The organism is Paludisphaera borealis, from assembly GCF_001956985.1.
Lineage (GTDB): Bacteria > Planctomycetota > Planctomycetia > Isosphaerales > Isosphaeraceae > Paludisphaera > Paludisphaera borealis.
In genome coordinates, this window is record NZ_CP019082.1 from 6,254,917 (window position 1) to 6,272,697 (window position 17,781).

Here is a 17,781-nt window from a genome sequence, read left to right on the forward strand (position 1 = left end):
GGGCGACCTCCAGGCGTCAAGCGGCCTTGGCGCAACACGCGCGACAGGCTTGCTCGCACGCGCGGCAGGCCTCGGCGCATTTCTTCATGACTTCGTCCTGGCCTTTCTCGCAGGCCGCAGCGCAGTCGCGGCAGGCGTCGGCGCAGGCCTGGTGCGCGTACATCGCCAGCGGACTGTGACGCGCCATCAGGGTCGCGGCCTGGACGCAGAACGACTGGCAGTCGTTCGTCATTTCGAGGGCTTTCGCGTGCATCTCGCGATTCTCGGAGCCCTCCTTCTTGAGCTGTTCAAGGCAGTGGTGGGCCGTCGCGTTGCAGACGAGGGCGCACTTGCCCATTTTCTCTAGGTGCTCGTGACGGGCCTGCTTCTCCTCGTCCGAGTCCCCCGGCGCCCCCTTGGCCGAGCCGCTCATCAGGAGGCCCGCCGCCCCGACGCCCAGCATGCCCAAAAGTTCACGACGTTCCATGAGTCTTCTCCTCAATGTGATGTCGAAGCTCAGATGGCCGCACGATCTCAACGCGCCGCACGCGGCGCGGCCGGTGTCTGGGTCTGTCTAGGAAGGTTCCTACCCAGCGGCATGCAAGGAACTGCCTGGGCTGGCGCGACGTCGCGCGGCTCTCGCCGCGGCGAAACCGAGGCGCCGGGGTTCTTTCCCGACTTCCCGACCGGCGGACGCGATCGTCCGCCTCGGTGGAAAGGCAAATGGAAGGCCAAGCGATTTCAGCCCCGGGGGCGGGCGGGTTCGCGGCCGTCGCTGAAGGAAGTCGTTGCTCCACCCGTCGGCGGGGTGTCATGATGGTGCGAGGAGACGCAGGCGTCTCCCCCGGTTCTTCTCCGACCCCCCTCCCGTCGCGCCTCGAGAGCCACCGTCATGCCGATTGAAGGATCTTCCCAAGTACGGAACTGGACAAGCCTTGTCGATTCAGCCGAGATCGACTGGAACGACGTCAAGACCTGCGCCGAGGGGCCGCAGGGGACGTTGCCGCTGACGGACGAGATGCTTCGGCAGTGGCCTTCCGGGGACCTCTTCGGCCTCAGTCAGAACGCCGGCATGGGCTGGGAGGCCGCCAATGTGGCTCGCGACCCGTATTTGATCCTGAGCACCCAGGGGGGGCTGCGAGCCCCCGACGGGTCGCCGATCGCCCTGGGGTATCACACCGGGCACTGGGAGATCGGGCTGCTGGTCAAGGAGGCCGCCGAGGAGCTGAAACGGCTCGACGCGGTCCCGTTCGCTGGGATGGTCTCCGACCCTTGCGACGGCCGGACGCAGGGGACGACGGGCATGATGGACAGCCTGCCGTACCGCAACGACGCCGCAATCGTCTTCCGCCGCCTGATCCGCTCGCTGCCGCTCCGGAAGGGCGTGCTGGGCGTCGCCACCTGCGATAAAGGCTTGCCGGCCATGATGATGGCGCTCGCCGGCGCGACCCAACTCCCGGCCGTCCTGGTCCCCGGCGGCGTGACCCTTCCCCCCCGCGACGGCGAGGACGCCGGCAAGATCCAGACCATCGGCGCGCGCTACGCGCACGGCGAACTGAGCCTCGAAGAGGCCGCATCGCTCGGCTGCCGCGCCTGCGCCAGCCCCGGCGGCGGCTGCCAGTTCCTCGGGACCGCCGCGACGGCCCAGGTGGTCGCCGAGGCACTCGGGATGACCCTCCCCCACGCCGCGCTCATCCCGTCGGGGCAGGCGATCTGGACCGACCTGGCCCGGCGGTCGGCCCGGGCGCTCGTGAACCTGGCGAAGAGCGGCCTAACGACCAAGTCGATCCTCACCGACGCCGCCATCCGCAACGCCATGATCGTCCACGCGGCGTTCGGCGGCTCGACGAACCTGTTGCTGCACATCCCGGCCGTCGCCCACGCCGCCGGCCTGCGACGGCCGGACGTCCACGACTGGCATGAGGTCAACGTCAAGGTCCCCCGGCTGGTCAGCGTCCTCCCCAACGGCCCCCATTACCACCCGACCGTCCGGGCCTACCTGGCGGGCGGCGTTCCCGAGGTCATGCTCCACCTTCGCGGCCTGAACCTGCTCGACGAGAACGTGACGACCGCGACGGGGGCGTCGCTGGGCCGGATGCTCGACTGGTGGGAATCCAGCGAGCGCCGCAAGCGGTCCCGCGAGCGGCTGTTCCAGGAGGACGGCGTCGATCCCGACGACGTGATCATGAGCCCCGAGCGGGCCGCCGAGAAGGGGCTCACCAGCACCGTGACCTTCCCGGGGGGCAACCTCGCGCCGCAAGGGTCGGTCATCAAGAGCACGGCCATCGACCCGTCGGTGGTCGACCCCGACGGCGTCTACCGCAAGACCGGCCCGGCCCGGGTCTTCACCCGCGAGCTGGACGCCATCGCGGCGATCAAGGGGCAGGGGCCCGACCCGATCAAGCCCGGCGACATCGTGGTCTTGATGGGACGCGGGCCCATGGGCGCGGGAATGGAAGAGATCTACCAGATCACGGCGGCCTTGCGGCACCTCTCGTTCGGCAAGCAGGTCGCCGTGTTGACCGACGCCCGGTTCTCCGGGGTTTCCACCGGGGCCTGCGTCGGCCACATCAGCCCGGAAGCCCTGGCCGGCGGGCCGATCGGCAAGCTTCGCGACGGCGACCTGATCCGGATCGTCGTCGACCGCCTGAAGCTCGAAGGCTCGATCGACCTGGTCGGAGCGGACGGCCTCGATGTGGGCGAGGCGGAAGGCTCGCGCATCCTCGACGGCCGCGCCACCCACCCGACGCTCTCGCCCGACCCCGACCTGCCCGACGACACCCGCCTCTGGGCGGCCCTCCAGGCCGTCGGCGGCGGCACATGGGGCGGCTGCGTCTACGACGTGGACGGTATCATCGAGGCGCTTCGGACCGGGTCGAATTAAGGCCATTCGATCGATCGAGTCAAACGGAAACACTTGGGGCGTAACGAGTTTCGCCACAGGGACCGTTCTCCCCCAAGTGTTTCCTTCACGAGTCGTCTCCAGCTGGCCTACCAGTCGATCTGGGCCGGGAAATACTCGGCGATGAGCTCCTGGTAGAACGGCTTGAGCTTGGCGACGTCGGGGGGGGCCTCGCCCTTGGAGTAGAGGTCGTAGGGGTTGAACTTGCGGACCCAGGCCAGTTTGCGCTGATCGTCCTCGCTCATCAGCTCGGCGTAGGCCCCCTCGCGGTGGGCCGGGTAGAACGAGTGGTAGCGGATCATCGCGAGCGCTTCGTCGGGGAGGTAGTCCTTCACGACGTGGTAGAGGTACTCGTCGTGGCCCCACGACATGTGGACCTTGTCGAGCCCGCAGTTGGGTTCGTAGACGCCCGTGGGGGTCTGGTACTCAGGATTCTTCGAGTCGGGATTGGCGTCAAAGTAGTCGTGGAAGACGATCTTGTCGGAGTAGCGGCAGCCGACGGGGAAGGTGTCGCCGACGACGGCCCACTGGGGCTCTCCCCAGAGGCAGAGGATCTTGCCGAGGTCGTGGATCAGGCCGGTCAGGATGAACCATCGGGGATGACCGTCGGCCCGGACAGCCTCGGCGGTCTGCATCAGGTGCTCGATCTGCGTCAGCTCGGTGTCCGGGTCGCTGTCGTCGACCAGGGTGTTGAGGAACTCCATCGCCTCCCAGATTCCCATCTTGCGCCGCGACTTGCCGAGGAACTCGTCCTCCTTGGCTCGGACGAACTCGAACGTCTGGTGCGTGTGGTTGAGGCGGTAGAACTCCCGAACGCCGGGCCGGACGTTGTCGCCGTAATCGCGGAACGCGTCGGCCTTCTCCGGTTCGGGGTAGCGTTCGAGCAGGAAGTCCTCCCACTCGTCCAGATCGGCCAGGGGGTTGGTCTCGGACGGCTTCCGAGGTTGTCCCGACATCGGTCAATACCCTCCAAGTAACTGAGGAAAGACTTTTTAGCAAAGAAGTTATGGCGATTCCAATGACGCGGGACCGGGCCGAGAAGCCGCGAACGCGTTCAGGGCCTGGATCAAGGATCGAGCCGGACGCCCCCCTGCGAGCGCCTGAAATCCGGACGCTGGTCGAAGTTTGGAGGCCCCGAGCGCCGATGATGCTGATAGTGAGTGTCGGATCGGTTGTACGAGCGGGGGCTAAGGCGTGTCGAGTCAAGGCAAATCGGTGACGGATTCCGGAAATTCCTCACAGCCCGAGTCGCCCGCGAACGATAACTAGACCACATAGACCGGTCGCGATGATAGTGATAAGTCGCCGGAACGATCGGTCGTCTCAAGTCCAAGCGATCCCGGCGCCAGTAAGTCGGTGAGGCAGGAGCGCCTCCCGGCGTGTTCGCGCACGTTCCCAAGGAGGGGATAAGACCATGTTCCGATCCGCGCGGCACCTGAGCCCGACAACCCCGCGCTGGGTTCGCGGCCTTATGACCGGTGCCTTCTTGACGGTACTCTGCACCACGAACTTCGGGTGCGGGCTGTCTTACGTCTTTCGCAATATCTCGCCGCTGCACCCCACCGGCTGGTCGTTCGCTTGGCCGATCTTCGCGTCGCAATCGCAGCGGCTCGAAGAAGACATCAAGCGAGAGGAACGCGATAAAATCCCGATCCTCGACCCGATCCCGACCGAGTTCGCCCCCGCGGCGTGCCTCGATCCGCCGAGCGAGGAAGAAGTCTGGAACAAGGTGCCCAAGTTCAAGCACGGTTCCCCCGTCTTCTACGAAACCCAGCGGAACAACGTCCGGTTCCTGATCGAGAAGATCGGCGAGAAGGTCGACCCCTGCAAGGTCTACCCGCTGGCCGGCCCTTGCCAGCTCGTGCATTGCCACTACAAGTGCACCGTTTACTATGACGAGCTGTACTGGGCCGACTACCCGATCCCGTTCAACCACGTCGACCACAAGGTCGAGGTCGTCTATATCGACAAGGACCACCTCCGCCGGTGCGCCGGACCGCCGGCCGTCGACGCTCCCCCGGCGCCGCTGCCGGTCAACCCGACCACCGGGGCCACGATGTCGCACTGACGTCGAACCAGCCTCGACTCTCGAACCCACGAACCGGCGACCCCAGCGCAAGCTCGGGCCGCCGGTTCGCTTTTCCGTCCCCTCCGCGTTTGGGTTCGTTCGCGCCGAAATTCCCTCGCCTCCTCGCCTTCGCCCGCCCGACGCGTTTGGGTTCGTTCGCGCCGGTGTCTCGCCCTCGCCACAATCAACGACCCGCGGGGGCCCAGTGCACCGAACCTCCCGAATTTGGGTTCGTTCGCGCCCGCGTTGCAAGCCGTCCTTGATCTTTATCCTTAGATGATGCAAGGCTTTAATCCACTCGATGGCGTTTGGGTTCGTTCGCGCCGAAATTCCCCCGCTCGTCACTCGGCGTTACCTCCTCGGTCAGTTCGACACCGGAAACCAAGAGCGGCGGATTGGGTTCGTCCGCTCGTTTTTGCGATCCAATTCGACCGTCGAAGCCAAGCCGTCGCCGAGCGAAATTGGCTTCGCTCGCACGGAAATCGGTCTGCGAGACATGCTTCGCCGCAGCGCGTTCCGAGGATCGGTGGAACTCAACCGTCGCGCGCATTCCGGTTCACCGACCGGCTGCTGCTCTGAAAATGCCCCGCGACGGCATTCCCCGATACGAACCATCATGACGCCGTGGCGACACAAAAAATGGGGGGCTTTTCGCCTGGCGTCGCGACCAGGTCCGGTAGGGGCGCCCCTTGTGGGTGCCCGGTTCGTTTCACGTCGACCGCTCACGCTCGGCGATAGGGCCCCCACAAGGGGCACCCCTACGGCAAACCACAGACCGGAATTTTCAGAGCAGTCGATTCACTCGCTGGCGCCTCGGGCTCGTAATCGGACTCGGCCGAACGTGCTCCCTGATTTTCATGAGGCCGGGTGTCCCGGCAGCGCCATGAGGGTTCGGCAATCTCCCTTCAGCCGACATGTCAAAGATCCGACGGGCACAATCATCCATCATAAGTATGGATCACGACGGCCAACGGCGAACACGAGCTCCACGCCACCGCCTGGCCGATTTTTCGTGTCGTGGCGATTAGACCGACAGGATGAAATCTACCGCCGAAGCGGAACCACCCGCCGACCTGTTCACCGGCCAATCCTTTCGGATAGAACATCGGGACGGCCAGTGCCTCATCGACTCGCTTGGCCCCGACCGCAAGAACGGCCATGGCGCGTTCGATCCGAGGCGGTGATGAAAGGCGGCCCCGACGACGTGGGCGCGCGAGGATGGGACGTGCCCTTGCGTCGTCGGCCGGCGGCCAGAGTGGAGAGTCTATCGATGTCGGGGCAGGGCGGCTGAAGCTTCACTCCGCCGCCGCCTCCCCAAAGAACGGGAAGATGCGGAGCAGGTCGCCTTTCGAGGGGCGTCGGCCGTACTCGCAGATTTCGAAGGCTTCGACGAGCTTGACGGCTTTGCTCCGATCGGGACCGAGGAACTCGATGAGTTTGGCCCGATAGGCATCGCTCCTGACGCTGTACCGCTGCTCGACGTGCTTCCTGAACCAGGCCTTGCGGGCTTCCTTGTCCTTGGGGACTTGATCCAGGTAGTGGTCGATCCAGGGGAGCCATTCGTAGAACTGCGATTCGATCGCGTCGAGCGCCGCGAATTTCTGGTCCATGACGGAATCGATCGGCACCACGACGTCGGGCGTGAACGGGTTGGGCTTCTGGAACGAGTCGTGGACGTAGAGGAAGACCGGGTTGTCGGCGAGCGCGGGGACGTCGGGGCAGAAGCTGGGGACGGTCACCATGTAGGCGGCGTCCTGGACCAGAACGCCCGTGTAGCGGTGGTCGGGGTGGTAGTCGTTCGGCCGCGGGGCGATCACGACGTCGGCCTTCCAGTCGCGGATCAACCGGGTGACGGAGCGGCGATTCTCCAGGGTGGGCATGAGCTCGCCGTCGTGGTTGTCGAGCACCTGGGTCTCGACGCCCAGGATCGCGGCCGACTTCTTGACCTCGGCGAGCCGGCGACGCGCCAGGAAGGCGCCGGCGATCTCGTGATGGCCGATGTCGCCGTTGGTCAAGCTGACGAACTTGACCGCGTAACCGGCCTTCGCCCAGCGAGCCGCCGTGCCGCCGGCGCCCAGCTCGCAGTCGTCCGGATGGGCGCCGAAGACGATCACGCGGTACGTCTTGGCGTCGGCGTTTGCGAATTCTCCGCCAAGGGCCGACGTTCCGGCCGCTCCTGAGTACATAATGAAAGAGAGGACGGCCGACGCGACGCACAGCCAGCGACGGCGGGGCAGGGGGTTCATCGATGGTGCTCCTTTCGCGGATCAGGTGGAATCGAACGACGATCGGACGCGCATTGCGGGCGTCCGCCGAGCGTCCCAGCGTACCATTCCCGGCCGACGCCTCGACGGGGGTAGCGGCGAAAGCTTGTCGCGCGCGAAAACCACCTCGTACAATCACACTCATGAACGCCAACCGCGCCGCACAGACTGGTTTGGGGACCATCGGAACGGCCGCCGTCGCCTTGGCCGCGGCCTGGCTCGTCGTGCAAGGCCCTTCGCGGGCCGCGGCCGACGAGCCGAAACGCGTCGAGCGACTGGAGCAGGAGGGCGGTCCGCCGCTGGAGGGACGCCTGCTGCTCGACCCACGCGCGGGATTTCGATTCCAGGCTTCAAGCGAGCCGGCGACGTCGAGCCGCCCCGTTGAGGCCGGGCGGGTGATCGACTTCGCCGACAGGGAGCCTTCGGCGTCGTCCATCCCGCCGTTGTTCCAGGCCCGGATCGGTGAATCGGCGCGGATCTCGGGGATGCTGCGGCGGGTGGCCGAGAACGGGCTGCAGATTTCGGTCCCCTGGCAGGCTCAGGCGATCGAACTGCGGCGGCCCGGCGTGCAATCGCTGGTGCAGCGGATCGGCGAGGCCCGCGTCCTCGTCGACTCGTTCGACAAACTCGACGGCGCGACGTGGGCGGTCGGCGGCACGCCCGAGATCGTCGCCGACGCGGGCCCCGCGCCGGCCGACCGGGCGCTGCGGTTGCCTCCGGGGGGGGCGTCGATCGAGCGCCGATTCGAGGAGGCGCTGGGCGCCGGGCGGATCGACCTGACGTTCCGCGACGACGGCAAGATTCATCCCGATCAGCAATGGACGCTCGTCCTGACGCTCCGCGAGCCGACCGGCCCGGCGAACATCCGGATCGTCCTGGGATGGTCCGAAGACAGTCTGGCGGTCGAGTCGCCGGCGGGCCCGGCGCTCGCCGTGCAGCGGCTGGCTCGGGCCGAGGGCTGGCGCCGGCTGGCCGTCCGGTTCGACGCCGACCGCACCGAGATCGCGGTCGACGGCAAGGAGCTGGCGCACGGCAAGGGGCCGCCGGGACCGCTCGAATCGATCCGCATCGCCTCGTCGGGCCCTCCGTCCGAGAACGCCGGGCCAGGGGGGATCATCGGCGAGATCCAGGTGGCCCGGTTCGCCCAGCCGCCGTCGAGCCTGGAGATCGACCCCACGCAGGACGAGGCCCGCCTGGTCGTCGGCGACCAGCTTTTCGGCGCGATCCGCCAGGGCGATTCGGACCGCGTCGAGATGACCGTCGACGACCGCCCGGTCGTGCTCGATTGGAGCGACCTGGCCGGCGTCTTCCTGCGACGCACTCCCGCCGAGGGCGCGCCCGTGCAAGGCGCGCTGGCCCGGGTGGAGTGGCGCGTGTCGGCCGGCGACCCCACGCGGGATTTCGACTTCGCCGAGGGGGCGGTGTCGGCTCTTTCGGATTCGACGCTGACCCTGGCCACGCCGTTCGCCGGCACGCTTCAGATTCCCCGCGATCGGCTGATTCGGCTCCGCGTTCTGGAGCCCGGCTGGCGACTTGTGATCGACCCCGCCTCCCATCACCTGGGCAACGAGATCGAACCCCGGCTCGATCCTCCGCTCCCCGAGGGAAGCGTACTGGAGCGGTCGTTCGAGCTGCCGAACGGGCTCGACGGGCCGAAATTCCTGGCGCTCGACGTGATCCTGGTCGTGGGCGAAACGCCGGGCCTGCCGTTTTCGGACTTCGTCCGGCGCGGCGAGTTGAAGACCTTCGTCGAGATCAACGGCGTCCGCTTCGATTATCTGAACCGCTTCGTCCACACGGCCAACGAGACGCCGGAGCGAATTCGAATCCCGATCCGCGCGGACCTTCTCAAGCCGGGCAAGAACCAGCTTCGGATCGTGCAGACGGGCCTTGCCAAACTCCCGACGGAGTACGACGACCTGGGAATCCTTGGCGTCGCCGTCGAGGTCGCCGACCCGAACGGCCGCCCCGGCGTCGAGGAACTCCCCAAAGAACCAGTCGCCGCGCCGACTCCCTGACGAATCGACGATGAATACTTATGAAGCTGCTCACCCGTAGTCTGGTTCGACACGCCCACGCGATCGCCCGCGAGGTCGGCGCGCGCGTGGTCCTGCTTCACGCCGACGTCGTCGAGGAAGACGCCGACCTCAACGCCCTGATCGAGGACGTCAACTTCCGGATCATCCTGGTCTCGCGGCGATGCGGGTTCAGGCCTCCCGACGACTACAAGGACACCTGTCACGTCGTCCAGCTTCCCGACATCGCCATGACCCGCGCGGGGCAGGTGAAGGTGGCCACCCTGGTCGCCGCCGCCGAGAGCCTCGTCCACGCCGGCGACCGCATTCTCTGCCTCACGGGCGTCGACCGGTCGGGCTCGCTCGACACGATCATGGTTCTCGACATGGGGACCGAGATCGAGATGTTCTCGGCGGGCGCGGCCGACCCGTTGCCCCCGGACGTCAGCCCGCCGGTCTTCGAGCGCGTCCTGAACGTCGCCAGCGAACTCGGCGTGGAAGGCCGCGAAGGGCGTCCCGTCGGCGCGCTGTTCGTGGTGGGAGACTGCGAGCGGGTGCTGGCTCAGAGCCATCAGCTCGTCTTCAACCCGTTCCACGGCTACCCCGAAGAGCAGCGGAACATCCTCGACCCTCGGCTCGAAGAGACGATCAAGGAGTATTCGGCGATCGACGGCGCGTACGTGATCCGAGGCGACGGCGTCGTTCTTTGCGCCGCGCGGTATCTCGCGCCGCGCGGCAAGCTCGAAGAACCGCTCTCCCAGGGCCTCGGCACCCGGCACGAGGCCGGCGCGACGATTACCGTGACCACCGAGGCGATCGCCGTCTGCGTCTCGCAGTCGACCGGCACCGTCTCGATCTTCAAGCGAGGCCGGCTGATCCTCGACATCCAGAAGCCCCGGGGCCGGAACCCCGACGGACTCTGAGAAATACAAGCCCGAAGCGCCAGCGAGTGCATCCCCCGCCGGCCATCCGTACCATGCACTCGCCGGCGCTTCGGGCTTGTATCAAGGGTTGCTTCAGTCCTTCCCCTGGCCCGCGGCCAGGCTCTTGCCCAGGGACCTCAGCAAGGTAATCAGCGCGAAGTGGCCGCGTCGAACGTCTTTGTCCCAGGTGAAATCTCTGATCAATCTCCAGAGACTCGGCCGTTCGGGTTGTTGCGTCATCAGCTTCAGGGCCGTCGGGACCGCCCGGGTGCAGGTTGCGAGCGCCTCGGGCTCGATCGCCCCCAACATGTTGATCATGACGATCAGGCTGCGGACGCCCCGGATCGATTCCGGAGAGTTGGCGGCCTCCACGAGGATCTCAAGGACCTTGTCTCTCGATCCCACCGCGCCACGCATCAGATCGAGGGCGCCGCGATCATGCAGACCTTGCAGCAGTTCCAAGGCGGACAGCAACGCCTCCGCGTGTTCCGCCGGAGCATTCTGGAGTCGAGACTGGAGTTCGGCCCGAGGGTCGCGAGGAGGCGAATTCAATAGAATCGGTTGAGCCATCGCGTTCACTCCTTGTTCGGTCCGAGTTGAATCTGAACCAAGGGGATTCCGGGAATGGAATAGTCCGGCCGACTCCATTTCCGTTCGACCTCGACGCCTTGCTGCGGCGTCGGGTTGCCGAAGCGAAAGTTCCCCCGAGGCATCGGGCTCTCGTCCAGCTCCGGCAGCACCCGCATTCGCACGGCGGCTTCCTTGTAGGCGGGGGTGTTCGTCACGGCGTCGGTGTGGCTCCCGATCAACCGATTCACGGGCGATTCCGTCGAGTTCATCGGCATATAAAGCTGCTTTCCGTGGACGCGATCCGTCACCAGGGCTCGCAGCCGCACATGCCCGTAGCGCGAGATCAATTCCACGCGCGTTCCGCTCTGAACGCCTCGCTCCTGGGCCAGCTCGGGAGAGACCTCGACGAACACGTCGGGGGTGTTCCGCCGGATTCCCTCGACGCGGTACGTCAGGTTCCCCTCATGGAAGTGTTCGAGCAGGCGGCCGTTGTTCAGGTGCAGGTCGTATTCCTCGTCGGGTTGATCGACCGGTTCGGTCCAGGACAGGGGAAACAGCCTGGCCTTGCCGTCGGGAAAGGCGAACTTCTCGGTGTAGAGCAGCGGTTGATCGCCGCCGTCGGCGGCGACGGGCCATTGCAGCGAATTGTAGCCTTCGAGTCGACCATAGGAGACGCCGGCGAAAAGCGGGGTCAGCGACGCGACTTCGTCCATGATCTCGGAAGGATGTTCATAACTCCAGTTCGCACCGAGGTGGTTCGCCACGTCGCGAATGATCCGCCAGTCGGGCCGGCTCCCCGGGAGGGGGTCGAACACCTGGTACAGCCGCTGAATCCGCCTCTCCGTGCTGGTGAAGGTCCCCTCCTTCTCCAGACTCGGAGCCGCGGGAAGCACGACGTCGGCGAAGCGGCACGTCTCGCTGAAGAAGATGTCCTGGACGACGAAGAATTCGAGCTTGGCGAAAGCGTCCTGGACGTAGTTGGTGTTGGCGTCGACCAGGCTCATTTCCTCGCCGAAAATGTAGAGCGCCTTGAGCCTGCCGTCTTGAATCGCGTCAACCATCTCATGGTTGTCGAGGCCCTTGGTGGTCGGCAGCTTGACGCCCCATCCGGCCTCGAACCGCGCCCGAACTTCGGGGTCGTCGACGTGCTGATAGCCCGGAAGATTGTTGGGCATGGCGCCGTGGTCGCTGGCCCCTTGCACGTTGTTGTGTCCGCGCAACGGATAAGCGCCTGTTCCCGGCCGCATATAATTGCCGGTGATGAGCAGCAGGTTCGAGATCGCCGTCGACGTATCGGAGCCCATCGAGTGCTGCGTCACACCCATCGCCCAGAGGATGCAGACGTCGGGCGCGTCCGCGATCATGTGAGCGACCTTCTTCAAGGTCTCCGCAGCCAGTCCGCAATACCGTTCGGCGGCTTCGAGCGTGAAGGGTTCGAGGCTCGCGCGGTAGGCCTCCAGCCCGTTGACCCACCGGTCGAGAAACGCCGTCTTCGCCAATCCCTGGTCGAGGAGGTAGCGGCTGATCGCGGACAGCCAGACGAGATCGGTGCCGGGACGGGGCCGGAGGAAGACGTCGGCCCGGCGCGCCATTTCATGCTCGCGGATGTCCGCGACGATGAGCTTCTGGCCGTGAAGCTTGTGGGCCCGCTTGACTCGGGTGGCGAGCACGGGGTGGCTCTCCGCCGTGTTGCTGCCGACGATCAGGACGAGGTCGGCCTTGGCGATATCGGTCATCGAACCCGAGTCGCCGCCGTAGCCGACGGTCCGGAACAAGCCCACCGTCGCGGGCGCCTGGCAGTATCGCGAGCAGTTGTCGATGTTGTTCGTGCCGACGACCGCGCGCGCCAGCTTCTGCATCAGATAGCTCTCCTCGTTCGTGCACTTGGACGAGGAGATGAAGGCCAGGGCGTCGGGACCGTCCTGGGCCTTGATCTCCGAGAGTCGGCGGGCGACCAATCCCAGGGCCTCATCCCAACTCGCCTCTCGGAAGGCGTCGCCCTCGCGGATGAGCGGCTTGGTCAGGCGATCCTGGCTGTTGACGAAGTCCCAGGCGAATTTTCCTTTGACGCACGTCGAGATTCCGTTGGTCGGTCCCTGTTCCGGCTCGACTTTCAGGATATGTCGATCTTTCGTCCAGACGTCGAAGCTGCAACCGACTCCGCAATACGTGCAGACGGTTTTCGTTCGGCGGACGCGCGACTCCCGCATCGCCGCCTCCGCCTCGGACGCTTTGAGGATCGCGCCGTAGCCCGCCTCGGGTTCGACGGCCTTCACCATCTCGATCATGCCGTCGAGCGTCGATTTCGGCAGATCCGTGAAAAAGCCGGCATGCCCGAGCATGGACTTTTCCATCAGGGCGTTGCACGGGCAGACCGTGACGCAGTGGCCGCAAGAGACGCAGCTCGACTCGCCGATCATCGAGCCGCCGTCCCACAAAACGCGGGGATGCGCGTCTTCCCATCGGATCGAGAGCGTTTCGTTCACTTGCACATCCTGGCATGCCTCGACGCACCGCCCGCAAAGGATGCACTGGTCGGGATCGTATCGATAAAAGGGATTCGTGTTGTCGACTTGAAAAGGTTTCGTCTTAAAAGGAATTTTCTGATGCTCGACAGCCAGCAGTTTCGTCGTGTTGTGGACGGTGCAATTGCCGTTATTATTATCACATACGGTGCAATAAAGCAGATGATTGCCGAGAATGCGGTCGAACGCCTCCCGCCGCGCAGCGGCCGCCGCGGGTGTAGTGGTTACGACTTCCATGCCCTCGCCGACCTCGACGGCGCAGGCCCTGACCAGCTTTCCGTCCACCTGGACCATGCAGGTGTCGCACGTCTGAATCGGTCCAAGCTGGGGGTGGTAACAGACGGAGGGGAGCTGGATTCCGGCCGAGAGGATGACGTCGATCAGACGGTCGCCGACGTTGGCGTTCCGGACTGATCCGTCGAGGGTCATCTTGCTCATGGTCGACCTCTCATAGCAATGGGCGTTCACGCTGCTTCGCGAGGGATTCTTCACTTGACGAGCGGGGGCCGCGGCCGAATTTCCAAGTGGCCATGGGATCGAGCGACCACGGAGGCGCTACGCCGGCTCCGCCTCATCAGCATCATCTGTTGTATTCTACGCGGCGGCGGCGATCATCTAAAGCGGTTTGCGTTTGGGCTGCACCCGTAGGGGTGCCCCTTGCAGGCTGGGCGCCCGATCGGCGACGGCGACTGCGGCGACCATCGCGATTCGGGCGCCCACAAGGGACGCCCCTACAGGGATACGGCGGCGGCGATCCTAAAGTGGTCTGCGTTTGGGCTGCACACGTAGGGGCGTCCCTTGTGGGCGCCGATCGGCGTCGGCGACTGCGGCGACCACCGCGATTCGGGCACCCACGAGGGACGCCCCTACAGGGATGCGGTCTTCCGGCCGCGCCGGGTGTGCGCAACTCGTAGGGGAATCGCTCCAGGATTCGATGACCCGAGCGGACATGCGGCAGTCGACAGGCATGGATACTTTAGCCAAACGCCGCCCGTCCCCCCAGGGGGGTCACTCGCTCCGGTCGAAAATCCGCTTTCCGTCGAGATAGGTGGACAAGACGCGCGTCGCGCGGATCTCGGCCTCGGGGCAGGCCAGCAGGTCGCGGTCGATGACGGTGAAGTCCGCCCGTTTGCCCGCTTCGAGCGACCCGATCTTGTCTTCCAGGAAGAGGAGCTTGGCGTTGTTGATGGTGTAGAGGCGGATCGCCTGCTCTCGGGTCAGGGCCTCCTCGGGGTGGAGCCGGCCCTCGTAGCCTTTTGCCCGCCGCGAGACGGCGACCCACATCCCCAGGAACGGGTTGTAGGGGTTGATCGACCGCAGCGAGCCGATCTTCTGCATGTGGTCCGATCCGCCCCCGACCACGACCCCCGCCGCGAAGAGGCTTCTCAGCGGCTGGAAAAAGCGCAGGCGGTCATTACCGAAATGGGCCGACAGCGTCGGCGTGTCGAGGTAGAGCCAGGCCGGCTGGACGTCCACCGCGACGCCCAGGCGCGAGGCCTTCTCGATCGCCTCGCGACTCATGAAATTCGAGTGGGTGATGCAGGGTCTGGTCGGCCCGACGGGGGTTTGCTTGTCGACCTCCTCATAAGCGTCGAGCAGCGCGTGCACGGCGCCGTCGCCGACGCTGTGGGCCGTGAACTGAAGGCCCGACTCGACGGCCGCGCGGACCATCGGCACAAGTCGCTCGCGCGGGATGAACAGCACGCCCTTATAGGTCGGGTCGTCGATCGAATAGATTTTGCTGACTCCCCACGGCTCGCGCATGAAGGCGCTGCCGGTGAGCATGCCGCCGTCGAGGTAGAGTTTGACGCCGACGATCCGGAGCATCGGCCCGCCCCGACGGAGCGGATGAGCGGCCACCCGGCGGATCTCCGCGAGGATCTCGTCGATGGGGCCGAGATTGGTCACTCCGTGCGAGACGCCCATGCGGATCGACAGCGCGCCGGCCTCGTGCAGTCGCCCATAGCGCTCGACCGCCTGAGCGTCGGCGTCGCGATCGATCACGGCGGTGATGCCCACCGAGTTATAGTCGGCGAAGAGTTCGACCAGGCGTTTATCCCGGTCCAATTCCGAGGGCGCGCGCTCCGACGGAGTCGCTTTCACATACCGGGTGAGGTTGCGGAGGATTCCCGTCGGCGCGCCGGTGGCGGGGTCGATCTCGACCTTTCCGGGGCCCTCCGGGCGGAAATCCTTATCGATCCCGCTGAGCTTCAGGGCCGCCGAATTGAGCGAGGCGTCCGGGCCCGTCGCGAACAGCACGGGGTTCGCGGGCGCGACCCGGTCGAGTTCCTCGCGCGTCGGGTAGCGCCGCTCTTTCAGCCGGGTGATGAACACCTGGCGGACGACGACCCACTTGTCGGGCCCCAGTGCGACGGCCCGCGCGCGAATGTAGTCCAGGACGTCTCCGATCGTCTCCATTTCGGGGATCGGGTGGTCGAACTCGGTCATGCTCGCATCGGTCGGGTGCGTGTGCGAGTCGATCAGCCCCGGAAGAACCATCCGGCCCCCGAGGTCGACCAGAACGGTTCCGGGCCCCTGGAGCTTGAGGACGTCGTCGTCGTCACCGACCCGCAGGAGCCGCCCCCCTTTGACGGCCAGGGCCTGTCGGACCGAGAAATCGCGGTCGACGGTGACGACCTTCCCATGGTGGAGGATGAGGTCGGCGACCTCGTCGCCCACGGCGTCGCGGCAGCCTCCGAACAGCGAGAGCAAACCGGCGATCCACCAAAGGGCGCGTGACATCGTCATGGCGGGGACTCATCGGGAGGGGCTGGGCGGGCGCGGACGGATACCGGCCCGCCCGCGTTCCCAAGATCGTCCAGACTCGGAGCATAACCGAGGGGATCGGCCCGGGATACAAGGCCGCACCGCGCGACGGCGAATCGCTCTATTTGCCCTTGTTGAGTTGATCGTAGTACGAGCGGATGTGCTTCTCGACGCTCTTGGGGATGCGCTGGTTCGAGAGCGCGTCGGCGGCCGAGCCGGTGGCGGCTTCGAGTTCCCCCTGGATGTCGATCTTGCTCTCGCCCTTGACGGTCTTGCTGGGGTCCGTGAAGCCCTGGAAGATCGCCTTCCCCTTGCGGATCTGCTGCTGGACCTTGGTGGTGTAGAGCGAGGTCTTGTCGGCCGCCTCGGCGCGATCGCCGGCGCCCCGGCCGCGACTGCCGCCGTTGTTGCTGTTGCCGCGTCGGTCGCTGCCGGGGCCCATGCCGCCCATGCTGTCGCCGAGCTGGTTCATGGCGTCCATGTTCATCCCATCCTTGGCGTCCATGACGTCGGCCATCGCGCCGTCGAGGGCTTCCATCTCCTCAAGCTGCTTGGCCATGTCGGCGACTTGCTTTTCGGACATCCCGAGCGCCTCGGCGGCCTTCTTCGCGTCGCCTTTCTCCAGGGCCTTCTGAGCCTCGCCGAGCTTGCCGGCGAGCTGCTCAAGCTGCTTGAGGTTCTTGGCCTGCTGCTTGAGCTTCTCCAACTCGCGCTCGTGCTGCTCCTTGCTCAGGCCGCCGTTCTTGAGGGCTTCGTCGAGTTGCTTCTTGCGCTGGTCCATATTGGCCAGGTCGTTGAGCTTCTTGGCCATCTCGCCAAGCTGTTCCTTGAGGGCTTTCTTCTCGTTGGGCGTCAGCTTGTCGGACTTCATCTTCTCCTGCAACTCTTTGATCTGCTCGGCGGCCTTCTTGAAGTCGCCCCGGGCGAGTTCCTTGGCGAGCTGGTCGGCGGGGCCTTTTTCGCCCATCTCCTTGAGCTGCTGAAGCTGCTTGCTCACCTGCTCGGGACTGCCGAGCTGTTTCTGGCGATCCTTGAGGGCGTCGCTGAGCTTGTTCATCTCGACCAGGAGCTTGTCCTTCTGAGACGGCGGGGCCTTGCCCAGCTCTTCCGACTTTTTCTCGATCTGGGCCAGCAGCTTCTCGGCCTCGGGGAACTTCTCCTTGTCGATCTTCTCGCGCTGGCTGGCGATCTTCTTGGTCAACGCCTCGGACTTCTTGGCGATCGCCGCGGGGTCGAGCTTCGCCGTCGTCCGGGCCTGGACCGTCGAAGTGACCCAGGAGGGGACGAATAGAATCGCCACTGCGAGCGCGGCCGGGATCGCCATGACCCACGCACGGCGCGGCAGCCTTGGCCCGAACGCCGAGGTCACGTCGACCTGCTCCAGCTTGCGGATCGCGTCGGCGATCAGCGCCCGGCCCACGGGCGATTCGCGGAGGTCGTCCGGCAGGGTCAACGCCGTGCTGATCCGCTCGTTGAGCTTGTACGCCCGGTCGACGGCCACCGCCGCGTCGAGCCGGCTCGGACCGCTGAAAACCGCGACGAGGGCCGCGATCACGAACCCCACCCCGGCCGCCACGGCGAACGGAACCCATTCCGCGCAGGGCAGAGGGCGGTTGAGGACCTTGAACACCCCGAGAACGACCGCCACGACCAGGAGCGCCCCGGTCCACGACCAGACCCCGGCGGTCACGAACCGCTGGAACCGCAACCGCCTGAAAACCCGAGCCACGGGCTTTTCCAGCTCTCGCAACGTGACCATGTCATCCCCC

At 65.9% G+C, this 17,781-nt stretch carries 13 protein-coding genes; 4 read left to right on the forward strand and 9 right to left on the reverse strand.

All coding sequences use genetic code 11. The annotated features are described in order from the left end of the window. Positions 1–16: 16 nt before the first annotated feature. On the reverse strand, positions 17–466 hold the full coding sequence (locus tag BSF38_RS24180; protein WP_076349655.1) for a four-helix bundle copper-binding protein: 450 nt from the start codon (positions 464–466) through the stop codon (positions 17–19). Positions 467–871: 405 nt separating this feature from the next. Between BSF38_RS24180 and BSF38_RS24185 the strand changes: the two genes are divergently transcribed. Next, positions 872–2,863: a YjhG/YagF family D-xylonate dehydratase gene (locus tag BSF38_RS24185; protein WP_076349656.1), complete on the forward strand. Its 1,992-nt coding sequence runs from the start codon at positions 872–874 to the stop codon at positions 2,861–2,863. A 107-nt stretch (positions 2,864–2,970) separates the two neighbouring features. Here the strand turns inward: BSF38_RS24185 and BSF38_RS24190 are convergent, their stop codons facing one another. After that, positions 2,971–3,837 (reverse strand): inositol oxygenase family protein, encoded by an 867-nt coding sequence (locus BSF38_RS24190; RefSeq protein ID WP_076349657.1) that lies wholly within the window; start codon positions 3,835–3,837, stop codon positions 2,971–2,973. Positions 3,838–4,295: 458 nt separating this feature from the next. On the opposite strand from BSF38_RS24190, the gene BSF38_RS24195 reads away from it, so the two are divergent. Further along, on the forward strand, positions 4,296–4,949 hold the full coding sequence (locus BSF38_RS24195) for a hypothetical protein (RefSeq protein ID WP_237170590.1): 654 nt from the start codon (positions 4,296–4,298) through the stop codon (positions 4,947–4,949). Positions 4,950–5,238: 289 nt separating this feature from the next. On the opposite strand, the gene BSF38_RS24200 is transcribed toward BSF38_RS24195, so the two are convergent. From BSF38_RS24200 to BSF38_RS24210, 3 genes are all read right to left on the reverse strand, one after another. Then, positions 5,239–5,499: a hypothetical protein gene (locus tag BSF38_RS24200; protein WP_076349658.1), complete on the reverse strand. Its 261-nt coding sequence runs from the start codon at positions 5,497–5,499 to the stop codon at positions 5,239–5,241. Positions 5,500–5,887: 388 nt separating this feature from the next. Further along, positions 5,888–6,109 (reverse strand): hypothetical protein, encoded by a 222-nt coding sequence (locus tag BSF38_RS24205; RefSeq protein ID WP_076349659.1) that lies wholly within the window; start codon positions 6,107–6,109, stop codon positions 5,888–5,890. Positions 6,110–6,244: 135 nt separating this feature from the next. Continuing rightward, positions 6,245–7,195, reverse strand: a complete 951-nt coding sequence (locus BSF38_RS24210) for a PIG-L deacetylase family protein (RefSeq protein WP_237170591.1) — start codon at positions 7,193–7,195, stop codon at positions 6,245–6,247. Between the two features lie 161 nt (positions 7,196–7,356). On the opposite strand from BSF38_RS24210, the gene BSF38_RS24215 reads away from it, so the two are divergent. Continuing rightward, positions 7,357–9,231, forward strand: a complete 1,875-nt coding sequence (locus BSF38_RS24215) for a hypothetical protein (RefSeq protein ID WP_145952303.1) — start codon at positions 7,357–7,359, stop codon at positions 9,229–9,231. A gap of 20 nt (positions 9,232–9,251) precedes the next feature. After that, positions 9,252–10,151, forward strand: coding sequence for a DNA integrity scanning protein DisA nucleotide-binding domain protein (locus BSF38_RS24220; RefSeq protein ID WP_076349661.1), 900 nt, complete (start codon positions 9,252–9,254; stop codon positions 10,149–10,151). Between the two features lie 93 nt (positions 10,152–10,244). On the opposite strand, the gene BSF38_RS24225 is transcribed toward BSF38_RS24220, so the two are convergent. The 4 genes from BSF38_RS24225 to BSF38_RS24240 all read right to left on the reverse strand — a co-directional run bounded on the left by BSF38_RS24225 (position 10,245) and on the right by BSF38_RS24240 (position 17,771). Then, the gene (locus tag BSF38_RS24225) at positions 10,245–10,721 is read right to left on the reverse strand and encodes a helical membrane plugin domain-containing protein (RefSeq protein ID WP_076349662.1); all 477 of its coding nucleotides are present in this window, start codon (positions 10,719–10,721) and stop codon (positions 10,245–10,247) included. Positions 10,722–10,726: 5 nt separating this feature from the next. Further along, positions 10,727–13,684, reverse strand: coding sequence for a formate dehydrogenase subunit alpha (gene fdhF, locus BSF38_RS24230; RefSeq protein ID WP_076349663.1), 2,958 nt, complete (start codon positions 13,682–13,684; stop codon positions 10,727–10,729). Positions 13,685–14,254: 570 nt separating this feature from the next. Further along, on the reverse strand, positions 14,255–15,994 hold the full coding sequence (locus BSF38_RS24235) for an amidohydrolase (protein WP_083713394.1): 1,740 nt from the start codon (positions 15,992–15,994) through the stop codon (positions 14,255–14,257). Between the two features lie 139 nt (positions 15,995–16,133). After that, a complete protein-coding gene (locus BSF38_RS24240) occupies positions 16,134–17,771 on the reverse strand; it encodes a hypothetical protein (RefSeq protein WP_237170592.1) in 1,638 nt (545 codons plus the stop codon). Positions 17,772–17,781 lie beyond the last annotated feature (10 nt).